General features: G+C 67.8%; 22 protein-coding genes and 1 tRNA gene. 15 read left to right on the top strand and 8 right to left on the bottom strand.

All coding sequences use genetic code 11. The features are described from left to right. Positions 1 to 205: 205 nt before the first annotated feature. From ABZ824_RS12815 to ABZ824_RS12825, 3 genes are read left to right on the top strand one after another with little or no spacing between them, the layout of a single operon-like run. Complete coding sequence (locus tag ABZ824_RS12815) at positions 206 to 2,017, top strand: ABC transporter ATP-binding protein (protein WP_356963374.1); 1,812 nt, start codon at positions 206 to 208, stop codon at positions 2,015 to 2,017. A gap of 2 nt (positions 2,018 to 2,019) precedes the next feature. Beyond that, on the top strand, positions 2,020 to 4,209 hold the full coding sequence (locus ABZ824_RS12820) for an ABC transporter transmembrane domain-containing protein (RefSeq protein WP_356963375.1): 2,190 nt from the start codon (positions 2,020 to 2,022) through the stop codon (positions 4,207 to 4,209). A 49-nt stretch (positions 4,210 to 4,258) separates the two neighbouring features. Continuing rightward, positions 4,259 to 4,873, top strand: a complete 615-nt coding sequence (locus ABZ824_RS12825; protein ID WP_356963376.1) for a putative glycolipid-binding domain-containing protein — start codon at positions 4,259 to 4,261, stop codon at positions 4,871 to 4,873. Positions 4,874 to 5,201: 328 nt separating this feature from the next. Here ABZ824_RS12825 and ABZ824_RS12830 read toward each other — a convergent pair whose 3' ends face one another. Then, positions 5,202 to 6,152 (bottom strand): prephenate dehydrogenase, encoded by a 951-nt coding sequence (locus tag ABZ824_RS12830; protein WP_356963377.1) that lies wholly within the window; start codon positions 6,150 to 6,152, stop codon positions 5,202 to 5,204. 58 nt (positions 6,153 to 6,210) lie between these two features. On the opposite strand from ABZ824_RS12830, the gene ABZ824_RS12835 reads away from it, so the two are divergent. The 4 genes from ABZ824_RS12835 (at position 6,211) to ABZ824_RS12850 (ending at position 7,916) form a co-directional block, all read left to right on the top strand. After that, positions 6,211 to 6,750: a tRNA adenosine deaminase-associated protein gene (locus ABZ824_RS12835; RefSeq protein WP_195079751.1), complete on the top strand. Its 540-nt coding sequence runs from the start codon at positions 6,211 to 6,213 to the stop codon at positions 6,748 to 6,750. A 43-nt stretch (positions 6,751 to 6,793) separates the two neighbouring features. Continuing rightward, positions 6,794 to 7,228 (top strand): nucleoside deaminase, encoded by a 435-nt coding sequence (locus ABZ824_RS12840; protein WP_356963511.1) that lies wholly within the window; start codon positions 6,794 to 6,796, stop codon positions 7,226 to 7,228. 66 nt (positions 7,229 to 7,294) lie between these two features. After that, positions 7,295 to 7,385 (top strand) — tRNA-Ser (locus tag ABZ824_RS12845). Between the two features lie 75 nt (positions 7,386 to 7,460). Further along, positions 7,461 to 7,916: a deaminase gene (locus ABZ824_RS12850; RefSeq protein ID WP_356963378.1), complete on the top strand. Its 456-nt coding sequence runs from the start codon at positions 7,461 to 7,463 to the stop codon at positions 7,914 to 7,916. Between the two features lie 3 nt (positions 7,917 to 7,919). Here ABZ824_RS12850 and ABZ824_RS12855 read toward each other — a convergent pair whose 3' ends face one another. Together ABZ824_RS12855 and ABZ824_RS12860 are read right to left on the bottom strand one after the other, a co-directional pair. Continuing rightward, entirely contained in the window at positions 7,920 to 8,867 is a 948-nt protein-coding gene (locus ABZ824_RS12855) for an antibiotic biosynthesis monooxygenase (protein ID WP_356963379.1), read from the bottom strand. A gap of 5 nt (positions 8,868 to 8,872) precedes the next feature. Next, complete coding sequence (locus ABZ824_RS12860; RefSeq protein ID WP_356963380.1) at positions 8,873 to 10,102, bottom strand: amidohydrolase family protein; 1,230 nt, start codon at positions 10,100 to 10,102, stop codon at positions 8,873 to 8,875. Between ABZ824_RS12860 and ABZ824_RS12865 the strand changes: the two genes are divergently transcribed. Continuing rightward, complete coding sequence (locus ABZ824_RS12865; protein WP_356963381.1) at positions 10,091 to 10,324, top strand: hypothetical protein; 234 nt, start codon at positions 10,091 to 10,093, stop codon at positions 10,322 to 10,324. The two genes, ABZ824_RS12860 and ABZ824_RS12865, sit on opposite strands and share 12 nt — an antisense overlap. A gap of 7 nt (positions 10,325 to 10,331) precedes the next feature. On the opposite strand, the gene ABZ824_RS12870 is transcribed toward ABZ824_RS12865, so the two are convergent. The 3 genes from ABZ824_RS12870 to ABZ824_RS12880 are packed head-to-tail and all read right to left on the bottom strand — an operon-like array spanning position 10,332 to position 11,618. Beyond that, complete coding sequence (locus tag ABZ824_RS12870; RefSeq protein WP_356963382.1) at positions 10,332 to 10,949, bottom strand: hypothetical protein; 618 nt, start codon at positions 10,947 to 10,949, stop codon at positions 10,332 to 10,334. A gap of 1 nt (position 10,950) precedes the next feature. After that, the gene (locus ABZ824_RS12875; protein ID WP_356963383.1) at positions 10,951 to 11,274 is read right to left on the bottom strand and encodes a hypothetical protein; all 324 of its coding nucleotides are present in this window, start codon (positions 11,272 to 11,274) and stop codon (positions 10,951 to 10,953) included. Positions 11,275 to 11,330: 56 nt separating this feature from the next. Further along, positions 11,331 to 11,618 carry a DUF6191 domain-containing protein gene (locus tag ABZ824_RS12880; RefSeq protein WP_356963384.1) on the bottom strand — a complete coding sequence of 96 codons (288 nt, stop codon included), beginning with the start codon at positions 11,616 to 11,618 and terminating at the stop codon, positions 11,331 to 11,333. A gap of 170 nt (positions 11,619 to 11,788) precedes the next feature. Here ABZ824_RS12880 and ABZ824_RS12885 point away from each other — a divergent pair, with 170 nt between their 5' ends. Both ABZ824_RS12885 and ABZ824_RS12890 read left to right on the top strand, forming a co-directional pair. Next, complete coding sequence (locus ABZ824_RS12885; protein ID WP_039794406.1) at positions 11,789 to 11,989, top strand: hypothetical protein; 201 nt, start codon at positions 11,789 to 11,791, stop codon at positions 11,987 to 11,989. Positions 11,990 to 12,175: 186 nt separating this feature from the next. Beyond that, entirely contained in the window at positions 12,176 to 12,451 is a 276-nt protein-coding gene (locus ABZ824_RS12890) for a hypothetical protein (RefSeq protein ID WP_355073016.1), read from the top strand. 57 nt (positions 12,452 to 12,508) lie between these two features. Here ABZ824_RS12890 and ABZ824_RS12895 read toward each other — a convergent pair whose 3' ends face one another. Then, positions 12,509 to 14,803 carry an MMPL family transporter gene (locus tag ABZ824_RS12895; RefSeq protein WP_355073014.1) on the bottom strand — a complete coding sequence of 765 codons (2,295 nt, stop codon included), beginning with the start codon at positions 14,801 to 14,803 and terminating at the stop codon, positions 12,509 to 12,511. Between the two features lie 203 nt (positions 14,804 to 15,006). Here ABZ824_RS12895 and ABZ824_RS12900 point away from each other — a divergent pair, with 203 nt between their 5' ends. The 4 genes from ABZ824_RS12900 to ABZ824_RS12915 all read left to right on the top strand — a co-directional run bounded on the left by ABZ824_RS12900 (position 15,007) and on the right by ABZ824_RS12915 (position 19,862). Continuing rightward, positions 15,007 to 15,600, top strand: a complete 594-nt coding sequence (locus ABZ824_RS12900; RefSeq protein WP_355073012.1) for a helix-turn-helix domain-containing protein — start codon at positions 15,007 to 15,009, stop codon at positions 15,598 to 15,600. A gap of 36 nt (positions 15,601 to 15,636) precedes the next feature. After that, on the top strand, positions 15,637 to 16,140 hold the full coding sequence (locus ABZ824_RS12905; protein ID WP_355073010.1) for an Rrf2 family transcriptional regulator: 504 nt from the start codon (positions 15,637 to 15,639) through the stop codon (positions 16,138 to 16,140). Positions 16,141 to 16,227: 87 nt separating this feature from the next. Then, positions 16,228 to 17,961, top strand: coding sequence for an ABC transporter ATP-binding protein (locus tag ABZ824_RS12910; protein WP_356963385.1), 1,734 nt, complete (start codon positions 16,228 to 16,230; stop codon positions 17,959 to 17,961). Next, on the top strand, positions 17,958 to 19,862 hold the full coding sequence (locus ABZ824_RS12915; RefSeq protein WP_355073006.1) for an ABC transporter ATP-binding protein: 1,905 nt from the start codon (positions 17,958 to 17,960) through the stop codon (positions 19,860 to 19,862). Before ABZ824_RS12910 ends, ABZ824_RS12915 begins: the two co-directional genes overlap by 4 nt. 266 nt (positions 19,863 to 20,128) lie before the next feature. Here the strand turns inward: ABZ824_RS12915 and ABZ824_RS12920 are convergent, their stop codons facing one another. Beyond that, positions 20,129 to 20,635 carry an SgcJ/EcaC family oxidoreductase gene (locus ABZ824_RS12920; RefSeq protein ID WP_356963386.1) on the bottom strand — a complete coding sequence of 169 codons (507 nt, stop codon included), beginning with the start codon at positions 20,633 to 20,635 and terminating at the stop codon, positions 20,129 to 20,131. Positions 20,636 to 20,697: 62 nt separating this feature from the next. Between ABZ824_RS12920 and ABZ824_RS12925 the strand changes: the two genes are divergently transcribed. Next, complete coding sequence (locus ABZ824_RS12925; RefSeq protein WP_356963387.1) at positions 20,698 to 21,165, top strand: MarR family transcriptional regulator; 468 nt, start codon at positions 20,698 to 20,700, stop codon at positions 21,163 to 21,165. The last annotated feature ends 44 nt before the right edge of the window (positions 21,166 to 21,209 follow it).

Consider the following 21,209-nt stretch of genomic DNA (forward strand, 5'->3'; position numbering starts at 1 on the left):
ACTTGACCTCGAGTTCGCTAGAGGTTGTGAACTGGGCGAATGAGTGCCGAATCCGTCGCCGCGACGAGCCGTGGATGTCCGGCGGCGGCCGGAAAATCGGTTGGTCGACGCGCGTTCCGGTGCGACCCTGAGATGTCGGACCCTGCTGCGAACATCACCGTGGGTCTCGTTCTCCGCCGCCAGTCACATACCTACAGGGGGAGTCTTGTCTGTCACGCTGGACGTTTCGTCGGCCGAATCGGAGGCCGACAGAACGGAGCGGCCCGCCGCCACGGGCCGCTTGCATTCCCTGCGCCGATTCTGGCCGTACCTGCATCCGCACGTCCGCATTCTGCTCGCCGCCAGCGGACTGGCGCTGCTGTCCGGCCTGACGGCCGTCGTCATCCCGCTGATGATCGCGCGGATCATCGACGGCCCGGTCGCCCACCGCGATCTCGCGGGCGCGCTCGGGCCGGTGGCCGTGGTCCTGGCGCTCGGCCTGGTCGAGGCCGGTGGCGTGTGGGGACGCCGCTGGCTGATCGCCGCCCCCGCGACGCGTATCGAGATCACGCTGCGCGCCGAGATCTTCCGGAAGCTGCAAGCGTTGTCGATCGGCAGGCACGACGCGTGGGAGTCGGGTCAGCTGCTGTCCCGCGCGATCGAGGACCTGGCCACCATGCGCCGGTTCGTCTCGTTCGCGGGACCGTTCCTGCTCATCCACTGCGTGATCATTCCGGTAGGCCTGCTCGTGCTGATCGGGCTGAGCCCGCAGATCGGGCTGATCTTCGCGGTGGTCGCCATTCCGCTGGTGTTCATCTGCATTCGTTTCGAGCGCAGGTACGCGGTGGCCTCGCGGCGTTCGCAGGACCAGTCCGGGGACCTGGCCACCACGGCCGAGGAGTCCGCGCAGGGCGTTCGGGTGCTCAAGGCGTTCGGGCGAGGCGTGTTCTTCGGCCGCCGCTTCACCGCCCAGGCGCAGGTATTGCGGCAGACCGAGCTGCTGAAAGCGCGCCTGGACGCGACATTGTGGTCGAGCATGCTGAGCATTCCGCAACTGGCCATCGCGTTCGCGCTCGGCTACGGCGGGTACGCGGTGGCGCACGGCACGATGACGCTCGGCACCTTGATCGCGGCCATCACGCTGGCGACCTTCCTGCAGTGGCCGATCATCTGGACCGGCTTCCTGCTCGCGGAACTGAACGACGCGCGCACCGCTGCCGACCGATACTGGGAGATCATCGACACCCCGGTCGACATCACCGATCCGGCCGATCCGGTGCGCTTGCCGGACCGCATCCGTGGTGAATTGCGGTTGGAGGCTGTGCGTTTCGCTTTTCCCGACGCGGAGAACGAGGTGCTGCGCGAGGTGTCGTTGCGGGTGCGCCCGGGCGAGACGGTGGCGCTGGTCGGCGCGACGGGAAGCGGCAAGACGGCGCTGCTCAACTTGATCCCGCGCTTGTACGACGTGACGGGCGGTGCGATCACCATCGACGGCATCGACATCGCGGCGATGCGGGTCGCCGACCTGCGATCGCTGGTGTCGGTCGCCTTCGAGGAACCGGTGTTGTTCTCGGCGAGTGTGCGGGAGAACGTCGCGCTCGGCGACCCGTCCGCCACGGACGCCGATGTGCGCCGCGCCCTCGAGGTCGCGCAGGCCACCGCGTTCGTCGACGACCTGCCCTGGGGCTTGGACACCAGGATCGGTGAACAGGGCTTGAGCCTGTCCGGTGGCCAGCGGCAGCGCCTCGCGCTGGCTCGCGCGGTGCTCACCGGCGCGGGCGGAGGCAGGCGCAGCCGGATCATGGTGCTCGACGACCCGCTGTCCGCGCTCGACGTGGAGACCGAGGAGCGAGTGCAGGAACGCCTGCGCACCGTGCTGGCCGACGCGACCACGCTGCTCGTCGCGCACCGTCCGTCCACGGCCGCGCTGGCCGACCGGGTGGCGGTGCTCGCCGACGGCCGGGTCGTCGCGGAGGGCACCCACGATCAATTGCTGCGCACCAGTAAGAGCTACCGCGAACTGATGGGAGGTGAGTAGCTGTGAGTACTACGACCACTGTCTCGGAAGACGAAGCGCCGCAGAGTGATCCGACCCGTGCGGAAGGCGCGGCCGACTGGCGCGGCATCGCGGGCGAGGACAAGGAGGTCACCGAGACCGGGAACCTGGTGCTGGCCGGACGCTCCCGGCGGCTGCTGCTCGACCTGGTCAGGCCCTACCGCAAGCTCACCGGCCTCGCGCTGGTGCTCATCGTGCTGGACAACATCGCGAAGGTGTCCGCGCCACTGTTCGTCGCGCACGCGCTGGACACCGGCATCGCGCGCGGTGTCGCGGGCGACTGGGCGCCGCTGGCCAGGACCGTGGGCGGCTACGTCGGCTCGATCCTGCTCGGCTCGATCTGTACGTACTCCTTCCTGCGGGTGACCGGCAAGCTCAGCCAGAGCGTGTTGTTCGACCTGCGCGTGCGCGCGTTCACACATGTGCAGCGGCTCAGCGTCGCCTTCCACGAGAGGTACACCTCCGGCAAGGTGGTGGCGCGGCTCACCGGCGATATCGAGACGCTGCAGGAACTGCTGGAGAGTGCGCTCAACCAGGCGCTGAGCGCGATCCTGTCGGTGCTGACCATCGCGGCGCTGCTGATCTACCTGGACCAGGCGCTCGCCGCGATCGTGCTGATCGGATTCGTTCCCCTGGCGCTGGTCACCCGCTGGGCGCAGCGCAGGCAGCGAGCGGGCTACCGGCGCACGCGCGCCGCGATCGCCAAGGTGGTCGTGCAGTTCGTCGAGTCGATGGGCGGCATGCGGGCGGTGCAGGCGTTCCGCCGGGAGCAGCGCAACGAGTCGGTGCTCGCGGTGGAGGACTCCGAATACCGCCAGGCGACCACCGCGGCCATGCGCGGCATGGGCGACTACGCGGGTTTGACCAAACTGCTCGGCAACCTCACCACGGTGACCATCATCGTGGTCGGCGCTTGGCGCGTGATCGAGGGCGATCTCGCGGTCGGCGTGCTCGCGGCCTACTTGCTGTACCTCAACGAGTTCTACGGGCCGCTGGACGAGCTGGCGCAGGTGTTCAACGCCTACCAGTCCGCGGCGGCCGCGTTGGAGAAGATCTCGGGCGTGCTCGAGGAGGAGCCTTCGGTGCCGGAGCCCGGGCGCCCGGTCGCCCTGGCGAAGGCGTCCGGCGCGGTGCGGATGGAGAAGGTGTGGTTCGGCTACGCGGCCGGTTCGACGGCCGACAGCGGCGCATCCGAGAAGTCGGATGCCGTCCGGCTGGACGACGGCGGCCGTCATGCCGGCGCGGTGGGTGATTCGGCGGTCCGGCCGGGCGGCGCCCCGACCGGTGACAAGCCGGACAGCCCGTCGGATGTGCGAGGCCTGGCCGCGACCGGCAAGCCGCTGGCCGGTTCGCATGTCGTGCCCGGCGCGTCCACGAGTGTCGGCGGGCGCTCGCCGAGCAGCGCCGTCGCGGCGGAGTCGAACGCGCCTGCCGACGCCCTGCCGGTACCGTCCGCGGATTCGCCGGTGCGGTCGGATCGCCGGACGCGACCGGTGCTGCCGGAGTTCACCTTGGACATCCCGGCCGGGCAGATCATCGCCCTGGTCGGTGCGACCGGTGCGGGCAAGTCGACGCTGGCGAAGCTGCTGACGCGGTTCTACGACCCGTCCGGCGGCGTGGTCACCCTGGACGGCGTCGACCTGCGCCTGCTGTCCGACGCCGATTTGCGCCGCAACGTGGTGATGGTCACCCAGGAGTCCTACCTGTTCTCCGGTTCGGTGGCCGACAACATCCGGTTGGGCAGGCCGGAGGCCACCGACGCGGAGGTGTTCGCGGCGGCCCGCGCGGTCGGCCTGTACGACTTCGTGCAGGCGTTGCCCGAGGGCTTCGGCACCGACGTGCGCAAACGCGGCGGCAGGCTCTCGGCGGGGCAGCGGCAGCTGGTCGCGTTCGCGCGGGTGTTCCTGGCCGATCCCGCCGTGATCGTGCTGGACGAGGCCACGTCGAGCCTGGACATCCCCAGCGAACGGCTGGTGCAGCGGGCGCTGGAGACCGTGCTGCGCGGCCGCACGGCCGTGATCATCGCGCACCGGCTGTCCACGGTGGCGATCGCGGACCGGGTGCTGGTGCTCGAGTCCGGCCGGATCGTCGAGGACGGCGCGCCGGATGCCCTGATCGCGGGGACCGGCCGGTTCGCCGACCTGCACGCGGCGTGGCGGGAGTCGCTCGTGTGATGAGCGGCGGTTCTACGGGCGGGGGCCGGACGTCGCTTACGGTAGATACGTGACGACCCCAGCCTCCGACCCCGAGAGCCCCGCCGCGAACACGCAGGAATCCCGGTGGCCGGCGATCCTCACCTGGCGCGCCCACGACGCGACCCGGATGGAGTCGGTGCGGGTACAGCTCAATGGCAACCGCATCCGCGCCACCGGGCGGATGATCGGCGGGGCCGGCGCCGACCACCCCGCGTTCAGCGCGTCGTACGACCTGGTCACCGACGAGAACGGCGTGACGAAGCGGCTGTCGCTGCGCACCACGACGGCCGCCGGGGAGCGGCACGCCTCCATCGCCCGCGACGAGGAGAACTACTGGCTCGTCGACGCGGGCGGCAACCACGTGCGCTCCACCTTCGCCGGAGCACTCGACGTGGACGTGGTGCTCAGCCCGTTCTTCAACACCCTGCCGATCCGCCGCTACGACCTGCAGCACGCGGTCGAGGACGTCCAGGTCCCTGTGGTCTACGTCCGCCTGCCCGACCTGCTCGTCCAAGAGGCCACGCTGATCTACAGCAGCGCCGCCGACGGCATCAGCGTGCTTTCGCCGGTCTCCAGCGCGACGGTCACGGTGGACGCCGATGGCTTCCTGCTGGACTACCCGGGGCTGGCCGAACGGATCTGACGCGGCACCGCGTGACGGCCCACGAGCTGGCATGCGCGAGTCGCGGCTTTCTTGCCGAGGACCGGGTCGTCGAGCCCCGAAATTCCAGAATCGCCACCGGAGCTCCGGGAACGCGCCTGCCACCGAAGGCCGCGCCGGGTCGACACCCGCGGCCGGTCTCTCGGCGCTGCGACTACTGGACGGAAGGCAGTGTCGTCGGAGCTGCCCAGGCTCGCGCACCTCGACGCGGATGGATCTCCGCCGGAGAAAACGTCGCGAGGTGTTCACCCGCGATCAGCAGCGGCCGGACCGACTCTGGAATGTCGGGGAGGGGACGGTTCTCGCGCGGTCAGTTCAGCCGGGTGATGACCCCACCGCGCTCGCCTGCGGCCCGCAGTTCTTCCAGCCAACCGCGGTCGCCGGGACGAATGTCCGTGATCTCCCAGCGGCGCGCGGATTCATAGCGCTGTCGCGCGTCGTGCCCGGCTTCGACCAGGTCCGCGAGGGATTGCTTGTCGCGCAGGCTGTCGCGCGCCGCGCCGAGCACGGTGAGTGTCTCGTCCAGAACTTCCAGTAGCGCCGCGGAATTCGGTTCGCAGATCGCACGAACCAAGTCGGCCGCCGTGCCCGCGACGCGGGTGCCGTCCCGGAACGACCCGGCCGCGAGGCCCAGCGCGAGCTCACCACCGGTGGCGCCCGCCAGGGCCAGTGCCTCGGCGAGCACATGCGGCAGGTGGGAGATGCGGGCCACGGCACGATCGTGTTCCGCGGCCACGACCGGTACCACCACCGAGCCGCAATCCAGCGCCAGGCGCACTACGCGGCTCCACGGGTCGACCCGCGTGCCCTGGTCGACGCCGACCGCCCACACCGCGTCGCGGAACAACGTGGGATCGGTGGCGGCCCAGCCGGATTCGGACGTACCGGCCATCGGATGGCCGCCGACGTACCGCTCGGCGAGTCCGTGTTCGCGTACGGCCGCCGCGACCGGCCCTTTCACGCTCACCACATCGGTGAGCGCGCATTCCGGCGCGTAGTCGGCGATCGCCGAGAGCATGTGGTCCACCGCGGGCATCGGCACCGCGACGACGATCAGCGCGTCGGTCTCCGCGGCGCGCCGCAGCGCGGCAGGTAGGTCTTCGGTGACGTCGAATCCGTCGGCACGGGCGGCCTGCGCACCCACCGCGGAGCGGTTGTATCCCCAGCCGTCGTAGCCCGCGCCGACGGCCGCACGCAACAGCGACCCACCGATCAAACCGGTCCCGAGGACGCACACGGGTGCTTTCTTCGCCGAAGTCACCCGAACAGATTGGCATACGACTTCAACATTTCCGCTCGAGCAGACTACCGTTGCGGCCATGGCAGCACAGCGCTCGGGCACGAACAGGGCGGCGTCGGACGATTACGACGACGTGGAAGGGTTCGCAGTGGCGGTTGTCCGCGAAGAAGGCAAATGGCGGTGCAGTCCGCTGAGCCGGGACGCGCTCACCGATTTGTCCGCCGCGGAAAACGAACTGAAGGCTTTGCGCAGCTCCGGAGCGGTGTTCGGATTGCTCGACATCGACGACGAGTTCTTCATCGTGCTCCGGCCCGCGCCGAGCGGAACCCGGATGCTCGTCTCGGACGCCACGGCCGCGATCGATTACGACATCGCCGCGGACGTCCTAGAGGCCCTGAACGTGGAAATCCCCGATATCGATCCGGATGAACTGGACGACGTGGAGCCGTGGGAGGAGGGCGACCTCGGTGTGCTCGCCGATCTGGGCCTGCCCGAACCGGTGCTGAGCGTCATCCTCGCCGAGACCGATCTCTATCCGGATGAGCAGCTCGGCATGATCGCCCAGCGTCTCGGCTTCGCCGGTGAATTCGCCGCGGTGCTGGATAAACTGCCGCGCTGACGTGCGCGTTCTCCCGGACGACCCGTTCTCCGCCGACGCCGATATGGTGCGGGCGGCCATCGCCGCCGCGGCGGCCGCCGGGGAGCGTGACGTACCCGTCGGCGCTGTCGTGTTCGACTCCGCCGGAATGGAACTCGCGCGAGCCGCGAACGCGCGGGAGGCGCTGGGCGATCCGACCGCGCACGCGGAGATCTTGGCGCTGCGTCGTGCCGCCGCGGTCCACGGCGACGGGTGGCGGCTGGAGGGCGCCACGCTCGCCGTGACGCTGGAGCCGTGCACCATGTGCGCTGGTGCCCTGGTGCTCGCGCGGGTGGGCCGTCTGATCTTCGGTGCGTGGGAGCCGAAGACCGGCGCCGTCGGGTCGCTGTGGGACGTGGTGCGTGACCGCCGTCTCAACCACCGGCCGCAGGTACGCGGCGGAGTGCTCGCGGACGAATGCGCGGCGTTGCTCGACGAGTTCTTCCGCACCCAGCGCTGAGCCCACCCACACCCCAGGTCTACAGGCGATTTAGTGATCCGGCACCGGTCCGGTATCGTTGTCGGCGGTGGCGTGTCCGAGCGGCCTAAGGAGCACGCCTCGAAAGCGTGTGAGGGGTAACCCCCCTCCGAGGGTTCAAATCCCTCCGCCACCGCCAAAGCCCCTCATCTGTTCGCACAGGTGAGGGGCTTTTTTCATCTACCGCAGGACGAGTCGAAGGAGATTGATTCCGGTGACCGAGCCCGACCCCCATTACTGGATGAACCGGGCCATCGAACTCGCGCGCTTGTGCCCGGTGGCGGAGGGCGCGTTCTCGGTGGGTGCGGTGATCGTCGCCGATGGTGCGGAGATCGCCACCGGCTATTCGCGTGAGTCCGATCCCAAGGAGCACGCCGAGGAGGCCGCGCTCCGCAAGGTGGACCCGGCCGATCCCCGGCTGGCGCGTGCCACGATCTACAGCACGCTGGAACCCTGCTCGGAGCGGGGGTCGAAGGATCGGCTGCCGTGCACGGACCGGATACTGCGGGCCGGTATTCCGGTCGTGGTGATCGCGTGGCGCGAGCCGTCGACATTCGTGGCGAACTGCGTGGGAGTGGAGAAACTGCGGCAGGCGGGGGTCACGGTGGTCGAGCTCGCCGACCTCGCCGAGGCGGCGATGTCGATGAACCGGCACCTCGACCTGTCCTGATCTTCAGTCGTAGTCCCAGTACTGCAGCCAGCGCACCGACGCGAACAGCAGCAGTGTCAGCGCGTAGAGGACGACGACCACCGCCGCCCCGACGATGCTGATCCTGGGGTTCGCGCCGTCGACCGGGTCCAGCCACCGGCGGAACCGGCGTGCGACCGCGGGTGAGAGGAAATAGCTCATCACGCCCACGCTCACGATCTGGCTGAGCCACAACGCCAGCCACGGCTGCGCGCCGAGCCGGTCGAGCACCGGACCGAGGAATCGGGACAGCACCATCACCGTCGGATACAACACCAGCAACACCAGCATGGCGGTCTTCCAGGTCGGTGTCATCCTGGTCTCGCCGTCGACCGTGCGGACGGTAGATCCGAACGGCGTGGTGTGCGCGTCCACGGTGAAGTCCTCGGTCAGCTTCGAACGCAATTCCGGTAGCGCGGCGGCGCGTTCGTCCGAGCTCAGCCATTCCGTCAACTGCCGTTGTGTCCGGAATCGGAGCACCGAGAACCAGCGGCCGCCGTCCGCCGGGAAAAGGGCGGCGCCCTCGAATCCTGCAAATCTCGAACTCGCCGCGACGAGCTGCGCTTCGGTCGCCTCGAATTCGAATTCCTTGTCGCGTGCGACACTGTGCCGGAACACGCAGACGCCCGGCGGCGGCGACTCTCCCTCGACGATGATCAGATCGGCGCTCTTGCAATGGAAGCCGCGCGCTTCACCGTCGGCGACGGTGGCTGCCCGTTCGGCCGAGTCCAGGAATTCGTGCAGCAATGGCTCGGATCGGAATGTGACGCTGAATCCCGGTTCGAGCATCGGGCTCTCGGTCACCGCGACGGAGGAATGCGTGAACCCGTGCATCGCGCGGGCGATTTCGGTCAGCCGCGCCAGCCAGTCCCGGAAGGCCGCGTCGTTCGCCGGTCGGTGAAAGACCGTTACGACGGTCGCCGCGGCATTCATCGGTGCTACACGACGTCGACGCGACGGCCCCGCACGTAGACCTCGGTGATCGCGGGCTCTCGGATACCCATCAGCAAGGCGAACAGTGTCTGATCCCGGGCCAGTACGGGGTCGTCGGAGCGAACGCCGTATGCCAGCGTGCTTTCCAGCGCTGGAACACGCGCCGGTTCGACCACGATGAAGTCGGCTTCCTTACCGACGTCGAAATTCCCGAAACGGTTCTCCATATCTAAGGCACGCGCACCGGCCAGGGTGCCGGTGAACAGCATTTCCGCGGGATGCATCGACACGCCCTGCTCGCCCGGCTCGGAGATGTGCACTTTGAACGCGGCGGAAAGTACCTGTGGAATAAGCCATTCGTCGCCACCGCCGTAATCGGTGCCCGCGGCCACCGTGACGCCGGAGGCGAGCGTCCGCTTCCACGGCATCGTGCCGGAACCGAGGAACTGCTGCGATACCGGGCAGTGCGCGACCGACGTGCCGGTTTCGGCCATCCGCCGCAGTTCGTCGTCCTTGCAGTGCACGCAGTGGGCGAGAATGGTGCGCTTGCCGAGCATGCTCTTGCCGCCCACGGCCGACCCGGGCAGGAACTTCCCGTCGTAGGTGTCCAGATAGGTCGCCACGTCGTACGCCTGCTTGGTGGCGTCGACTTCGCCGGTGCCAGGGCGGTTGTTCTCGTTGAGGTGACTGTGGAAATAGACGCCGCGTTCGCGTACCGAATCATAGAGATCGCCCAGGTTTTTCAGCGTCGTGCGAGTAACCGCCAGCGAGAATCGCGGAACGACCGCCACGTGCAGCAGCGCCGTGTCCACGTCACCGGTGTCGGCGGCATGCCATTTGTCGATCTCTTCGCTCGTCAATCGGATGGCGTCGTCTTCGGTGGTGATCAGCGGCGCCGCCGCATCCGCTCCGGTCGTTTGGATTCCCCGGCCTGCGACAATCCGCAGACCACGCCGCCGGGTCTCGGTGAACAGGGCGTCCTGCGCATGCGGGAACGCCGAGCCGAAGACCATCGCCGCCGTGGTCCCCGCTGCGATGCGCCGTGCGCAGAACTCGGTGGCCGCCGATAGCGCGAATTCTGGATCGGCATAACGGGATTCCGCGGGGTACATACATAATTCGAGCCACTCCAGCAGTTGGCCGCCGCCGTAGGCATCGCCCGCGAAGGTCTGTGGGAAGTGGATATGCGTGTCGACGAATCCGGGAAGCAGGAATCCTGGACGATGATCGAACACTTCTCCGGCGCGGTGCTCGGCCGGGATATCGGAGCGCGGTCCGCAGAATACTATCCGGCCGCTTTCCCCGATTATCAGCGCACCGTCCGGCAGGTCGGCCATCGCGTCGGCCGCATCGCCGGCTGCGGGACTTCCGGCGATGTGGAAAATGTGCCCCAAGTGGACTTGGCTCACCATTCGAGGAAAACACACATGGATCCGGCATGCGAGCGGATCGGGTGAAATGCGGTCAGACGCCGCGCGAGAAGAATGTCACCGGAGGCGGCATACGGTAGCCGGCGAGTTTGATGAATCGGGCGCTCACGCTGCGCTGCGCGTCCTCCAGCGGGCCCGCTCCGACCGTGTTCATCATCCGGTTGATCACGTTGAAGCAGGTGCCGACCCAGACGGCCTCGTCGAACGCTTCCCGGGAGACGCCCGCCAGCCGGACCAGCGCGGCGTCCTCGGCGGTCAACCCGCCCGGGTCACGAGCCATCTTCGCGAGGAAGGCCAGCATCGCGCGCGCCTCGGGACGCAGCGGGGAGTCCGCGCCGCCGGCCAAGGCGCGGGTCACCACGTCGGCGTCGACGTAGGCGCCCGCGATCGCCTCGTGCGAGGTGGCGCAGAACGGGCACTCGTTGGCCTGCGAGGTATGCGTCGCGAAGATCTCCCGTTCGGCGACGGTCCAGTACGACGGTCCGCGCATGATGTCCTGGATCAGCTCCGACAGCGGCGACCCGAAGAACCTGTGCCGGTAGAACAACACTTTGAGCACGGCGGGAACCTCCACGCCGCTGAACCGCCGCATGGTCCACAACACGAGTTTGGTCGGCCGGTCGTGACCGGAACGCACTGCCTCCAGCCACATCTCAGTACCCCTCCCAAGCCAGGCGCGCGGCGCGCAGGCGCCGGTCGGCCGCGCCGTAGGCGGCGACGGCGGTCGCCTCGAAGATCTCGTCGTCGGTGTGCCCGGCCGCTTTGAGCGCCGTGATCTCCTGCTCGGTGACCCGATAGGAGCGGTCGGCCACCAGGTCCGCGAACGTGGCGAGTTCAGCGGGAACGTCCTGGCCGGAGTCGGCTGTCCCGGCGGCTCTGGCTCTCAGCGCCCGGCGGACCCGGCTCGACAGCCGCGCCGGGGCGGATTCGAGATGCTCGCCGAACAGCTGCCATTTCTCATTCATCGAGCCGCGCATGGGCCTCATTCTGTCCGACGACGGTCACCTTCGCTGAGAATCACGGGCGCGCAGCGCTACTCGTTACCGTCCCTGCGCAATACGACCTTGCGACCGGCCAGGTCGACACCGATCAGCGGCGGTGCCCCCTGGTCCTGCTCGTCGCGCAACATCGACACCGATTCGCGATGGTCGAGCTCCATGCGCTTGGTCGAGTAGAACAGCGCGGTGAATTCGTCGGTGAACGTGCCGGAGATCGGGGTGCGGCGGCGCCTGCGGCGTTTGTTCACGGTCAGCTCGTAGACGGCCACCAGCACGAGCAGGATCACCCAGCCTGGAATCGTCCACTGGAACAGCGCCGCCATGCCACCGAAGGTACCAGCCGGAGTCCCACCGAACCGGAGTGAAAATTGTCCTTTTCATGACGGGTAACCGACGCGATCGCGGGTATACGCCCGATACGCAAGTGCGGGGAAGGACGCGATGCCAGATGCGCCGTCGGACAATCCGCGCGGGAACGATGCGCGAGAGAAACATGAGAATCGGAAGTGTAATCGTCTTGATCTGGTTGCTGATCGGCGTGGTCGCCGCAGCACAACGGCACTATTTCGACAGCGGGCCGGTCAACTGCGCCGGTTTCGGCACCATCGCCGTCACGGTGATCGCGGGACCGCTCAACTACATGGGCGTCAATCCGAAGGTCGCGGATTGCAATGTCCCGCAACCGAGCCCGTAGTTCGATCGAGTAACCGCGGACGGCCGGGTGGGTATGCCGCCCGGCTGTCCGCTTTTCGTCTGCGCGGGCCGTGAACCAAACATTTGCTGAGACGCGATTCGATCCACACTACCTCGGGCTGATTGGGTAACTGTCGGTGTGGCCGGGTATCCCCCCTCGACGGGGAGCACGGAAGGAGCCGAGGAGATGCGTGATTACGGGCGTCGTGAGCGTGATTACGAACGTCGTGCGCGTGCCGGCCGCGGCCCGGGCATAGGCTCCCGGGTGCTCGGGTTCCTGCTGCTGGCCTGGCTGGCGATCGGCCTGCTCGCGGCCGGGCAGCGGCACTATTTCGACAGCGGGCCGCCGTTGAACTGCGCCGGTTGGGGCACGATCGGTCTCACCGCCCTCGCGGGCCCGCTCAACTATGTCGGCGTCGATCCGAAGGTCGGCGACTGCGAACTGCCGCAACCGAGCCGGTGAAACGCACTCGGCCCCGCATCCGGAGTCCGGATGCGGGGCCGAGCCATGGCCTTCGGATCAGCTGACGCCGACCGGCACCTTCGCCGTCTCGGCGGAACGCCGCTGCAGCTCACGCAGCTTCGTACCCTCGACGTCGATATCGGGCAGGATGCGGTCGAGCCACTTCGGCATCCACCACGACCACTTGCCCATCAGCACCAGCAGCGACGGAATCAGCACCATGCGGACGATGAACGCGTCCAGCAGCACGCCAACCGCCAGGGCGAAACCGAACGACTTCGCGGTCACGTCGGTCTCCAGCAGGAACGAGCCGAACACCGAGATCATGATGATCGCCGCCGAGGTCACCACGCGCGCGCCGTGGTGGTAGCCGGCGACCACCGCGTCCCTGGCCGACCTGCCGTGCACGAACTCCTCGCGCATCCGGGTCACCAGGAAGACCTGGTAGTCCATCGCGAGGCCGAACACCAAGCCGATCAGCATGATCGGCATGAAGCTGACCAGCGGATGCGGGTCCTCGATCAGGCCGAGCTTGCCCTCCTGGAAGATCAGCACGGTCGCGCCGAAGGTCGCGGCCATCGACAGCAGGAACCCGAGCGCCGCCGTGAGCGGCACCAGGATCGACCGGAACACCAGGATCAGCAGGACGAACGCCGCGCCCGCCACGATCGCCAGGTAGGGCACGATCTTGCTGAGCAGCACGTGGTCCACGTCGGCGAAGATCGCCGTGGTGCCGGTAATGCCGTACTCGATGCCGTACTCGGCCTTCAGCTGGCCCTCGGCCTCCCTGGCGTCGCGCACCAGATCCTTGGTGGCCTGGTTGTTGGGCCCGGACTTGGGCACGCCGTTCAGCAGCGCGCCCTGCTGGTCCTGGCTCCACTGCGGCTCGGTCACGTAGTCCATGTCGGGGTAGGACGCGAGCTTGTCGCGCAGCGCCTTCACCGCGGCGTCCCGGTTCTCGGCGGGGACGGCGCTCAGGTCGGCGGCCACGTTCAGCACGCCGTTGCTGCCCTCGCCGAAACCTTCGGTCCGCAGCTCGTAGGCCTTCCGGATGGTGGAGGTCTTCGGCATGCTGTCCTCGCCGGGCAGGCCCAGGTTCAAGCCGGCCGCGGGGGCGGCGAGCGCGCCGAGCACCACGACGCTCAGGATCAGCGCGACCCACGGCGCGCGGCCGATCAGGCGGCCGAAACGCATGCCGTTGGTGACCGAGTTCTCGTCCTCGGGATCGTGCTGGGCGACCACCGGCAGCTTCGGCTTGAACAGGAACCGGCCGAACGCGCCGAGCAGCGCAGGCATCAGCGTGATCGCCGTGAGCACCGCGAAACCGGCGGCGATGGCCCCGCCCAGACCCATGAACGTCATGAACTCGACACCGACGATGCTCAGGCCCGCCAGCGCGATGATGACGGTCAGACCGGCGAACACGACGGCGGAACCGGCCGTACCGAGCGCGGTGCCAGCGGCCTCTTCCGGCGAATCCTGCACCGCGAGTTCATGCTTGTACCTGGACACGATGAACAGCGCGTAGTCGATGGACAGCGCGATGCCGATCATCGAGGCGAGGAAGGTGGTGAAGCTGGGGATCTCGATCACCGAGGTGCCGAGCATGATCAGCGAGGTGGCCGCGCCGAGGCCGATGATCGCGGTGACGATCGGCACGAACGCCGCGACGATGGCGCCGAACGCCACGACCATCACGACCAGCGCGACGGCCATGCCGATCATCTCGGACTTGCCGCTGGGCGCTTCCTGCTTCTGCGCGATCGAGCCGCTCATCTCGACCGTCAGCCCGGCGTTGCGCGCGTCGGCGGCCACGTCGTAGGCCGTTTCCCGCTGGGCGTCGGTCACGTCGGTGACCTTCGCGATCGTGAACGGGACGTTGATCACAGCCACGGTCGCGGGCGCGGTCTTGCTCAGCACGTTCAGCGGGGCGGCGCTGCACTGCGCGGGATCGGGATTGCTCAGGCAGCCCATCTTCTCGGTCGCCTCGACCGGGTTGGTGATGGGTTTGCCGTGGTCGACGATGTCGAGCCGGCCGAGTTTGGCGATGAACGCGTCCAGCGCCGCACGGTTCGCCGGATCGGTCAGCGTCTGCCCCTCCGGCGCGGCGGCGACGTAGGTGCCGGTGACCGCGTCGAACTTGTACGCGGCGGAGGCGCCGGGGAAGTGTTTGTCGAGGATTTCGTTGGCACGCTCCGAGGGCAGGTTGGGCATGCTGAAGTCGTTGCTCATCGGCTTGCTGAGCTGAGCGCCCAAGCCACCGAGGAGCACGAACAAGACGAGCCAGACGGGAAGCACTATCCATTTCCGGCGGAAGGCGAACTTCCCCCATCTGTACAGGTAAACGGACACGACTGGTTACTCCTAGCGATGACTGGGATCGTGCTGGTTCTGCGTGTAGACAGCACTCGCGGAGGTGCCCTGCCTGCCTCCGCCTCCACTGACGCTTTCTGCCTACCGTGCGGTAGGTAGACTACCCAGGAGCTAAGCGGAGGTACAACCTCAATTTTACGGGTGATCTTCGCTCGATGCGAAGGTGATGAGAGGATCGTCGAATGGCCGTGCGTGACGCACCCGGCGCTGTCGCCGCAGGTGGAAGCACTAAAATCGCGATTCGGGACGCTGCGGTAAAGCTGTTCGGAGCCAAAGGATTCGAGCAGACGAGCCTGCGCGAGGTCGCGGATGCGGTAGGAATCACAAAGGCGTCGCTCTACTATCACTACGCGTCGAAGCTCGATCTGCTATTGGCGATCATCGATCCGATCGTCGATCTCATGCGTTCGGTGGTGGACGATCTCGACCGGGTGCCGCACGATGCCGAAGGCATCCGCCAGGTGCTGCGGACGTATCTGCGCGGTCTGATCCATCACCGTGACGCCGGGGCGCTGGTCGTGCGCGACACGGTCGCGATCATCAACGCCATGGCCGACCGCTACCCCGATCTGATGAACACCAGCAAGGCGCTGCGCGAGTGGCTGGCCGGACCGGACGCCACCGAGGAGGCGCACCTGCGCGCCTGCGCCGCGCTCGAGGTGATCGGTGTTGCGCTGGTGTCCAAGGAACTCGTGCCTGGTGCGGACGACTCGCTGGTGGAATCGTCACTGCTGGACGCCGCGACCTGTGTGCTCGCGGGCGGCGGCGCCGCGTAGATTCGAGCCATCCCCTCGACGCCAGGAGTCGCCGCTGTGCACATCACCGCGAAGGTCGATTACGCGGTGCGGACGCTGCTCGAGATCGCCAGTGCGCCGCGGCTGGACCAGTCGGCGGTCGGACTCGGCGCACCCCTTGTGCAGGCCGCGCCGGTGGTCAAGGCCGAAGCGATCGCCACCGCCCAGCGGATTCCGCCCAAGGTGCTCGAGTCCGTGCTCGGCGAGCTGCGCCGCGCGGAACTCGTGATCAGCAGGCGCGGCCCGGACGGCGGCTACTGGCTGGCCAGGCCGGCCGCCGACATCTCCATCGCCGACGTGATCCGCGCGATCGAGGGCCCGCTCGCGTCGGTGCGCGGCGCGCGGCCGGAGGACGTCCGCTATGCCGGTGCGGCCGAGCCGTTGCAGCGGGTGTGGATCGCGCTGCGGGTCAATATTCGCGCGGTGCTGGAGAACGTCACCATCGCCGACATCGCGAGCAACCGGCTGCCCGGATTCGTCGAAACGCTCACCGAAGACCCAGGCGCCTGGGCGCGCCGCTAGCTCCGCAGACCCCGACGGGAGAGCATTCATGCAGGTCAGAAATCTTCACGACGTATCGCGCCGACAGCCGGTAGCCTGCGATTCATCATGCTGACCCAACTGCTCCGCACGCATCTGTACCCCTACCGCACCCAGCTCGCGGGGGTCGTTGTGCTTCAGCTGATTTCCGTGATCGCGATGCTGTATCTGCCGAGCCTCAACGCGGACCTGATCGACAACGGCGTCACCAAAGGTGATCTCGGCTACATCTGGAGCACCGGCTTGTGGATGCTCGCGGTCACGGGCGTGCAGATCGTCGCGTCGGCCGCTTCGGTCTATCTCGGCGCGCAGGCGGCCATGGGCGCGGGCCGCGATCTGCGTGGCGCGCTGCTGCACCGCGTCGGCACCTTCTCCGCGCGCGAAGTGGGCATGTTCGGCGCGCCCTCGCTTATCACCCGCAATACCAACGACATTCAGCAGGTTCAGCTGCTCATCGTGATGTCGGCGACCATCCTGGTGATGGCGCCGATCATGTGCGTCGGCGGCATCATCATGGCGTTGCGCGAGGATCTCGGCCTGTCCTGGCTGCTGCTGATCGCGGTGCCCGCGCTCGGCCTGTCCATGGCCGTGCTGATCTCCAAGATGGTGCCCGGCTTCCGCGACATGCAGGCCAGGATCGATGAGGTGAACCGGGTACTGCGCGAGCAGATCACCGGCATTCGCGTGGTGCGGGCCTTCGTGCGGGAACGGCAGGAGACCTGGCGGTTCGGCCTGGCCAACACCGAACTAACCGACACCGCGCTGCGGGTCGGCCGGTTGATGGCGCTGATGTTCCCCACGGTCATGCTGATCAGCAACGTCACCGCGGTCGCGGTGATCTGGTTCGGCGGGCACGCGATCGACGCCGGGCACATGCAGATCGGTTCGCTCACCGCGATGCTGTCCTACATCATGCAGATCCTGATGGCCGTGATGATGGCCTCGTTCCTGGCCATGATGGCGCCGCGCGCCGCGGTGTCGGCCGACCGGATCGGTGAAGTGCTCGACACCGAGTCCTCGGTGCACCCGCCGCGCCTGCCGCAGCCGTTCACCGACGACCCGGCTGTCGTGGATTTCCGGTTCGCCGAGTTCGCCTTCCCCGGCGCGGAGAAGCCGGTGCTGAAAGCCATCCGATTCGAGGTGCGCCCCGGCACCACCACCGCGATCGTCGGGTCCACCGGCGCGGGCAAAACCACGCTGATCAACCTCATACCCCGGCTGATGGACGTCACCGACGGCGCGGTCTATATCGGCGGCACCGACGTGCGCCACATCGACCTGGAGGTGTTGCGCTCGCAGATCGGCCTGGTGCCGCAGAAGGCGTACCTCTTCTCCGGCACGGTCGCGAGCAACCTGCGCTACGGCAATCCGCACGCCACCGACGAGGAGCTGTGGCGCGCGCTGGAGATCGCGCAGGCCGCCGACTTCGTCCGCGAGATGCCGGAGGGTCTGCAGACCCCCGTCGCGCAGGGCGGCACCACCGTTTCCGGAGGCCAGCGTCAACGGTTGGCCATCGCCCGAGCGCTGGTGAAGAAGCCCCGGGTGTATCTGTTCGACGACTCGTTCTCCGCGCTGGACGTGGCGACCGACGCCAGGCTGCGGGAGGCGCTGAAGCCGGAGACCGCGGACGCCTCGGTTGTCATCGTCGCGCAGCGCATCGCGACCATCCGGGACGCGGATCAGATCGTGGTGCTCGAAGACGGCGCGATAGCGGGCATCGGCACGCACGAGCAGCTCCTGCGGGAGTGCTCGGAGTACCGGGAGATCGTCGAGTCGCAACTGAGTGCCGAGGAGGCGCGATGAGACCCGGAATGCCAACGCCCGGTGCGCCGGGAACCAAGGCGAAATCGTTCGTGCCCTCGCTGAAACGACTGTTGCGCAGGCTCGCGCCGGAGCGGTTACAGGTCGCGCTGATCATCGCGCTCGTCATCGTCTCGGTGGTGCTGAACACCGTCGGCCCGTACATCCTCGGCAAGGCGACCAACCTGGTCTTCGACGGCGTGGTCGGCAAACAGCTGCCGCCCGGCGTGTCCAAGGACCAGGCGATCGAAGCCCTGCGAGCCAAGGGCGACAACACTTTCGCCGACATGCTCAGCGCCATGGACGTGGTGCCAGGGGTGGGGGTCGACTTCGGCGCGGTCGGGCGGGTCCTCGCCTTGGTGCTGGCGCTGTACATCGGTGCGGCCGTCTTCGGGTGGTTGCAGGGGTACCTGCTCAACATCGTGATCAACCGGACCGTGAAGCGGCTGCGCAGCGAGGTCGAGGACAAGATCCATCGACTTCCGTTGCGCTACTTCGACTCCGCGCCGCGCGGTGACGTGCTCAGCCGGGTGACCAACGACGTCGACAACGTCTCGCAGAGCCTGCAACAGACCATGAGCCAGCTGCTCATCTCGGTGTTCTCGGTACTCGGCATCCTGGTCATGATGTTCTGGATCTCCTGGCAGCTCGCGGTGATCGCCTTGCTCACCGTGCCCGCCGCCATCGTGGTCACCGCGCAGATCGCGAAACGGTCCAAGCCGCACTTCGTCGACCAGTGGAAGTACACCGGCCTGGTCAACGCCCAGGTCGAGGAGGCGTACACCGGGCACGAGGTGGTCACCGCGTTCGGCCGCAACCGCGAGGTCGGCAAGGCATTCGATGAGCGCAACGAGCAGCTGTATCAGGCGAGCTTCAAAGCGCAATTCATCTCCGGCCTGATCATGCCCTCGATCATGTTCCTGGGGAACGTGAACTTCGTGCTGGTCGCGCTCGTCGGCGGGTTGAAGGTGGCCACGGGTAGCCTCTCGCTCGGCGAGGTGCAGGCGTTCATCCAGTACTCCCGCCAGTTCAGCCAGCCGCTGACCCAGCTCGGTGCGATGGCCAACCTGCTGCAGTCCGGCGTCGCCTCGGCCGAGCGGATCTTCGAGATCCTGGACGCCGAGGAGCAGAGCCCGGACCCGGTGATGGCCGACGCGCGCCCGGTCGACCGCGGCCGGGTGGAGTTCGAGGCCGTCTCGTTCCGGTACGAACCCGACAAGCCGGTGATCGAGCGGCTGTCGCTGGTGGCGGAGCCCGGGCACGTGGTCGCGATCGTCGGCCCCACCGGCGCGGGCAAGACCACGCTGGTGAACCTGCTCATGCGGTTCTACGAACTGGACGCGGGCACCATCACCATCGACGACGTCGACATCACCGAGATCACCCGCGACAACCTGCGCTCGCGCATCGGCATGGTGTTGCAGGACACCTGGCTGTTCAAGGGCACCATCCGGGAGAACATCGCCTACGGCAACCCGAACGCGAGCGAAGAGGAGATCCTCGCCGCGGCGCGCGCCGCCTATGTCGACCGCTTCGTGCACGCGCTGCCCGACGGCTACGACACGATCATCGACGAGGAGGGCTCCGGCGTCAGCGCCGGCGAGAAACAGCTGATCACCATCGCGCGCGCGTTCCTCGCCAAACCCTCCATCCTCATCCTCGACGAGGCGACCAGCTCGGTGGACACCCGCACCGAACTGCTCGTGCAGCACGCCACCGCCGCCCTGCGCCGCGACCGGACCAGTTTCGTCATCGCCCACCGCCTGTCCACCATCCGCGACGCCGACCTGATCGTCGTCATGGAAGCGGGCCGAATCGTGGAACACGGCTCGCACGAACGCTTGCTCGACGAGCGCGGGGCGTACTACCGCCTGTACAACGCCCAGTTCGCAGGCGCTGTGTGATTTGGCCGCGCCTTCGGCGCGGTGTGTTCGCGGCCCCTTTGTGGCTCGCGTCCGAGCGACCGCCGCTGGCGACTTCGTCGCGGACGCGGCGGCCGCTCGGACGCGAGCCGGGCCGCGAACGCGGATGCTCGGTCTCGCTTCGCTCGAAAGACGTGGTTGCGGTGCGCTGCGCACTTATGCATCAAAGCTCGGCATCAGGCGCACGCGGCGCGTGGTAGTTGACTGTCGGGGCCTATCTGGGACCTATTACGGGCATGGTGTCTCTCTCACGATCGCTTGTGGCCGAAACCGAGGCGTCGCGCCAGGCGGGCCATGAGCTGGGACATTCTCGACGGGAAGGAATCCGGTTCGGGGATGCGTACCGGGCGGACGCGGCCGTTGTGCAGCGCGGTGATCTTCCAGCCCTGGTCGGTGCGGACGGTCACCAGTGTCTGGCGGGACAGGCGGCGTTCGGGCAGCCGGGAACGCCAGGGCATCAGGACCGATGCCGTGCCGTGCAGGATCGCCGCGTCGGGGGTGATGAAGCGGAGCGACTCGAGATCGCCGACCAGTGCCGAACCGGCCAGGACGCCGCGGAAGAGCTTGGCGTGGTTGGCCTGATGCTCGCTGCGGCCGATGGCTCGGGTGCCGTCGTAGGAGACGTAGTCGGAGTCCTCGGTGAACAGCGCGGCGTAGGCGGCGGCGTCGTTATCGGTCCAGGCTTGCATGAGGTTGTCGAACAGGCCGCGCAGGGCTAGATCGTCGGCGCGGCGCTGGTCGAGTGTCGTGTTCATGCGGGCGTGCCTTTCGATGCTAAGATTCGGAGATCGAAATGTACGATAGACGAAAGTTTCGAATGTCGAAAGATGAATTGATCGGTGCGATCGCGCAGGAGTTGCGGCTGCTGCAGCAGAGTTTCGACGCCTTCGACGAGGCCGCGGCGGTGCGCCTGGGATTGAATCGCACCGACCTGCGCTGCCTGGACATCGTGCTCGGCCGTGGGCCGCTGGCGGCGGGGGAGCTCAGCGTCGCGCTGCGACTGAGTCCCGCTGCCACCACCACCGTCGTCGACCGATTGGCGCGGGCCGGATTCGTCTCGCGCGCACAAGATCCCGGCAATCGGCGGCGGATACTGGTGGAAGGCACCGCGCGGGCCGAGGAGGTGGCGCGAGAGATCTTCGAGCCCGTCGGCATGGCGGGGGCCGACGCTCTCACTCGGTTCGACACCGACGAGCTGCACATCGCGCTCGACTTCCTGCGCACCGCACTGCGCGTGCACCAGGAGCAGACCGAGCGAGTGTCGCGTCTCGGTGAATCCGACTGACCGGGGCCGAGGGCTGGGGCGAGCGGTGGCCTGGTTCGGGCGGC

The sequence above is a fragment of the Nocardia sp. NPDC047038 genome, assembly GCF_040644075.1.
Taxonomy (GTDB): Bacteria; Actinomycetota; Actinomycetes; order Mycobacteriales; family Mycobacteriaceae; genus Nocardia; species Nocardia sichangensis.

What these genes read in the sequence shown, in the direction of transcription:
- ABZ824_RS12855 (WP_356963379.1), bottom strand. Translation starts at nt 8,867, where the DNA reads ATGAATGCCGCGGCGACCGTCGTAACGGTCTTTCACCGACCGGCGAAC.
- ABZ824_RS12840 (WP_356963511.1), top strand. Translation starts at nt 6,794, where the DNA reads ATGGTGCGGGCGGCCATCGCCGCCGCGGCGGCCGCCGGGGAGCGTGAC.
- ABZ824_RS12865 (WP_356963381.1), top strand. Translation starts at nt 10,091, where the DNA reads ATGATCGAACACTTCTCCGGCGCGGTGCTCGGCCGGGATATCGGAGCG.
- ABZ824_RS12835 (WP_195079751.1), top strand. Translation starts at nt 6,211, where the DNA reads ATGGCAGCACAGCGCTCGGGCACGAACAGGGCGGCGTCGGACGATTAC.
- ABZ824_RS12910 (WP_356963385.1), top strand. Translation starts at nt 16,228, where the DNA reads ATGCTGACCCAACTGCTCCGCACGCATCTGTACCCCTACCGCACCCAG.
- ABZ824_RS12915 (WP_355073006.1), top strand. Translation starts at nt 17,958, where the DNA reads ATGAGACCCGGAATGCCAACGCCCGGTGCGCCGGGAACCAAGGCGAAA.
- ABZ824_RS12900 (WP_355073012.1), top strand. Translation starts at nt 15,007, where the DNA reads ATGGCCGTGCGTGACGCACCCGGCGCTGTCGCCGCAGGTGGAAGCACT.
- ABZ824_RS12880 (WP_356963384.1), bottom strand. Translation starts at nt 11,618, where the DNA reads ATGGCGGCGCTGTTCCAGTGGACGATTCCAGGCTGGGTGATCCTGCTC.
- ABZ824_RS12920 (WP_356963386.1), bottom strand. Translation starts at nt 20,635, where the DNA reads ATGAACACGACACTCGACCAGCGCCGCGCCGACGATCTAGCCCTGCGC.
- ABZ824_RS12885 (WP_039794406.1), top strand. Translation starts at nt 11,789, where the DNA reads ATGAGAATCGGAAGTGTAATCGTCTTGATCTGGTTGCTGATCGGCGTG.
- ABZ824_RS12890 (WP_355073016.1), top strand. Translation starts at nt 12,176, where the DNA reads ATGCGTGATTACGGGCGTCGTGAGCGTGATTACGAACGTCGTGCGCGT.
- ABZ824_RS12875 (WP_356963383.1), bottom strand. Translation starts at nt 11,274, where the DNA reads ATGCGCGGCTCGATGAATGAGAAATGGCAGCTGTTCGGCGAGCATCTC.
- ABZ824_RS12925 (WP_356963387.1), top strand. Translation starts at nt 20,698, where the DNA reads ATGTCGAAAGATGAATTGATCGGTGCGATCGCGCAGGAGTTGCGGCTG.
- ABZ824_RS12870 (WP_356963382.1), bottom strand. Translation starts at nt 10,949, where the DNA reads ATGTGGCTGGAGGCAGTGCGTTCCGGTCACGACCGGCCGACCAAACTC.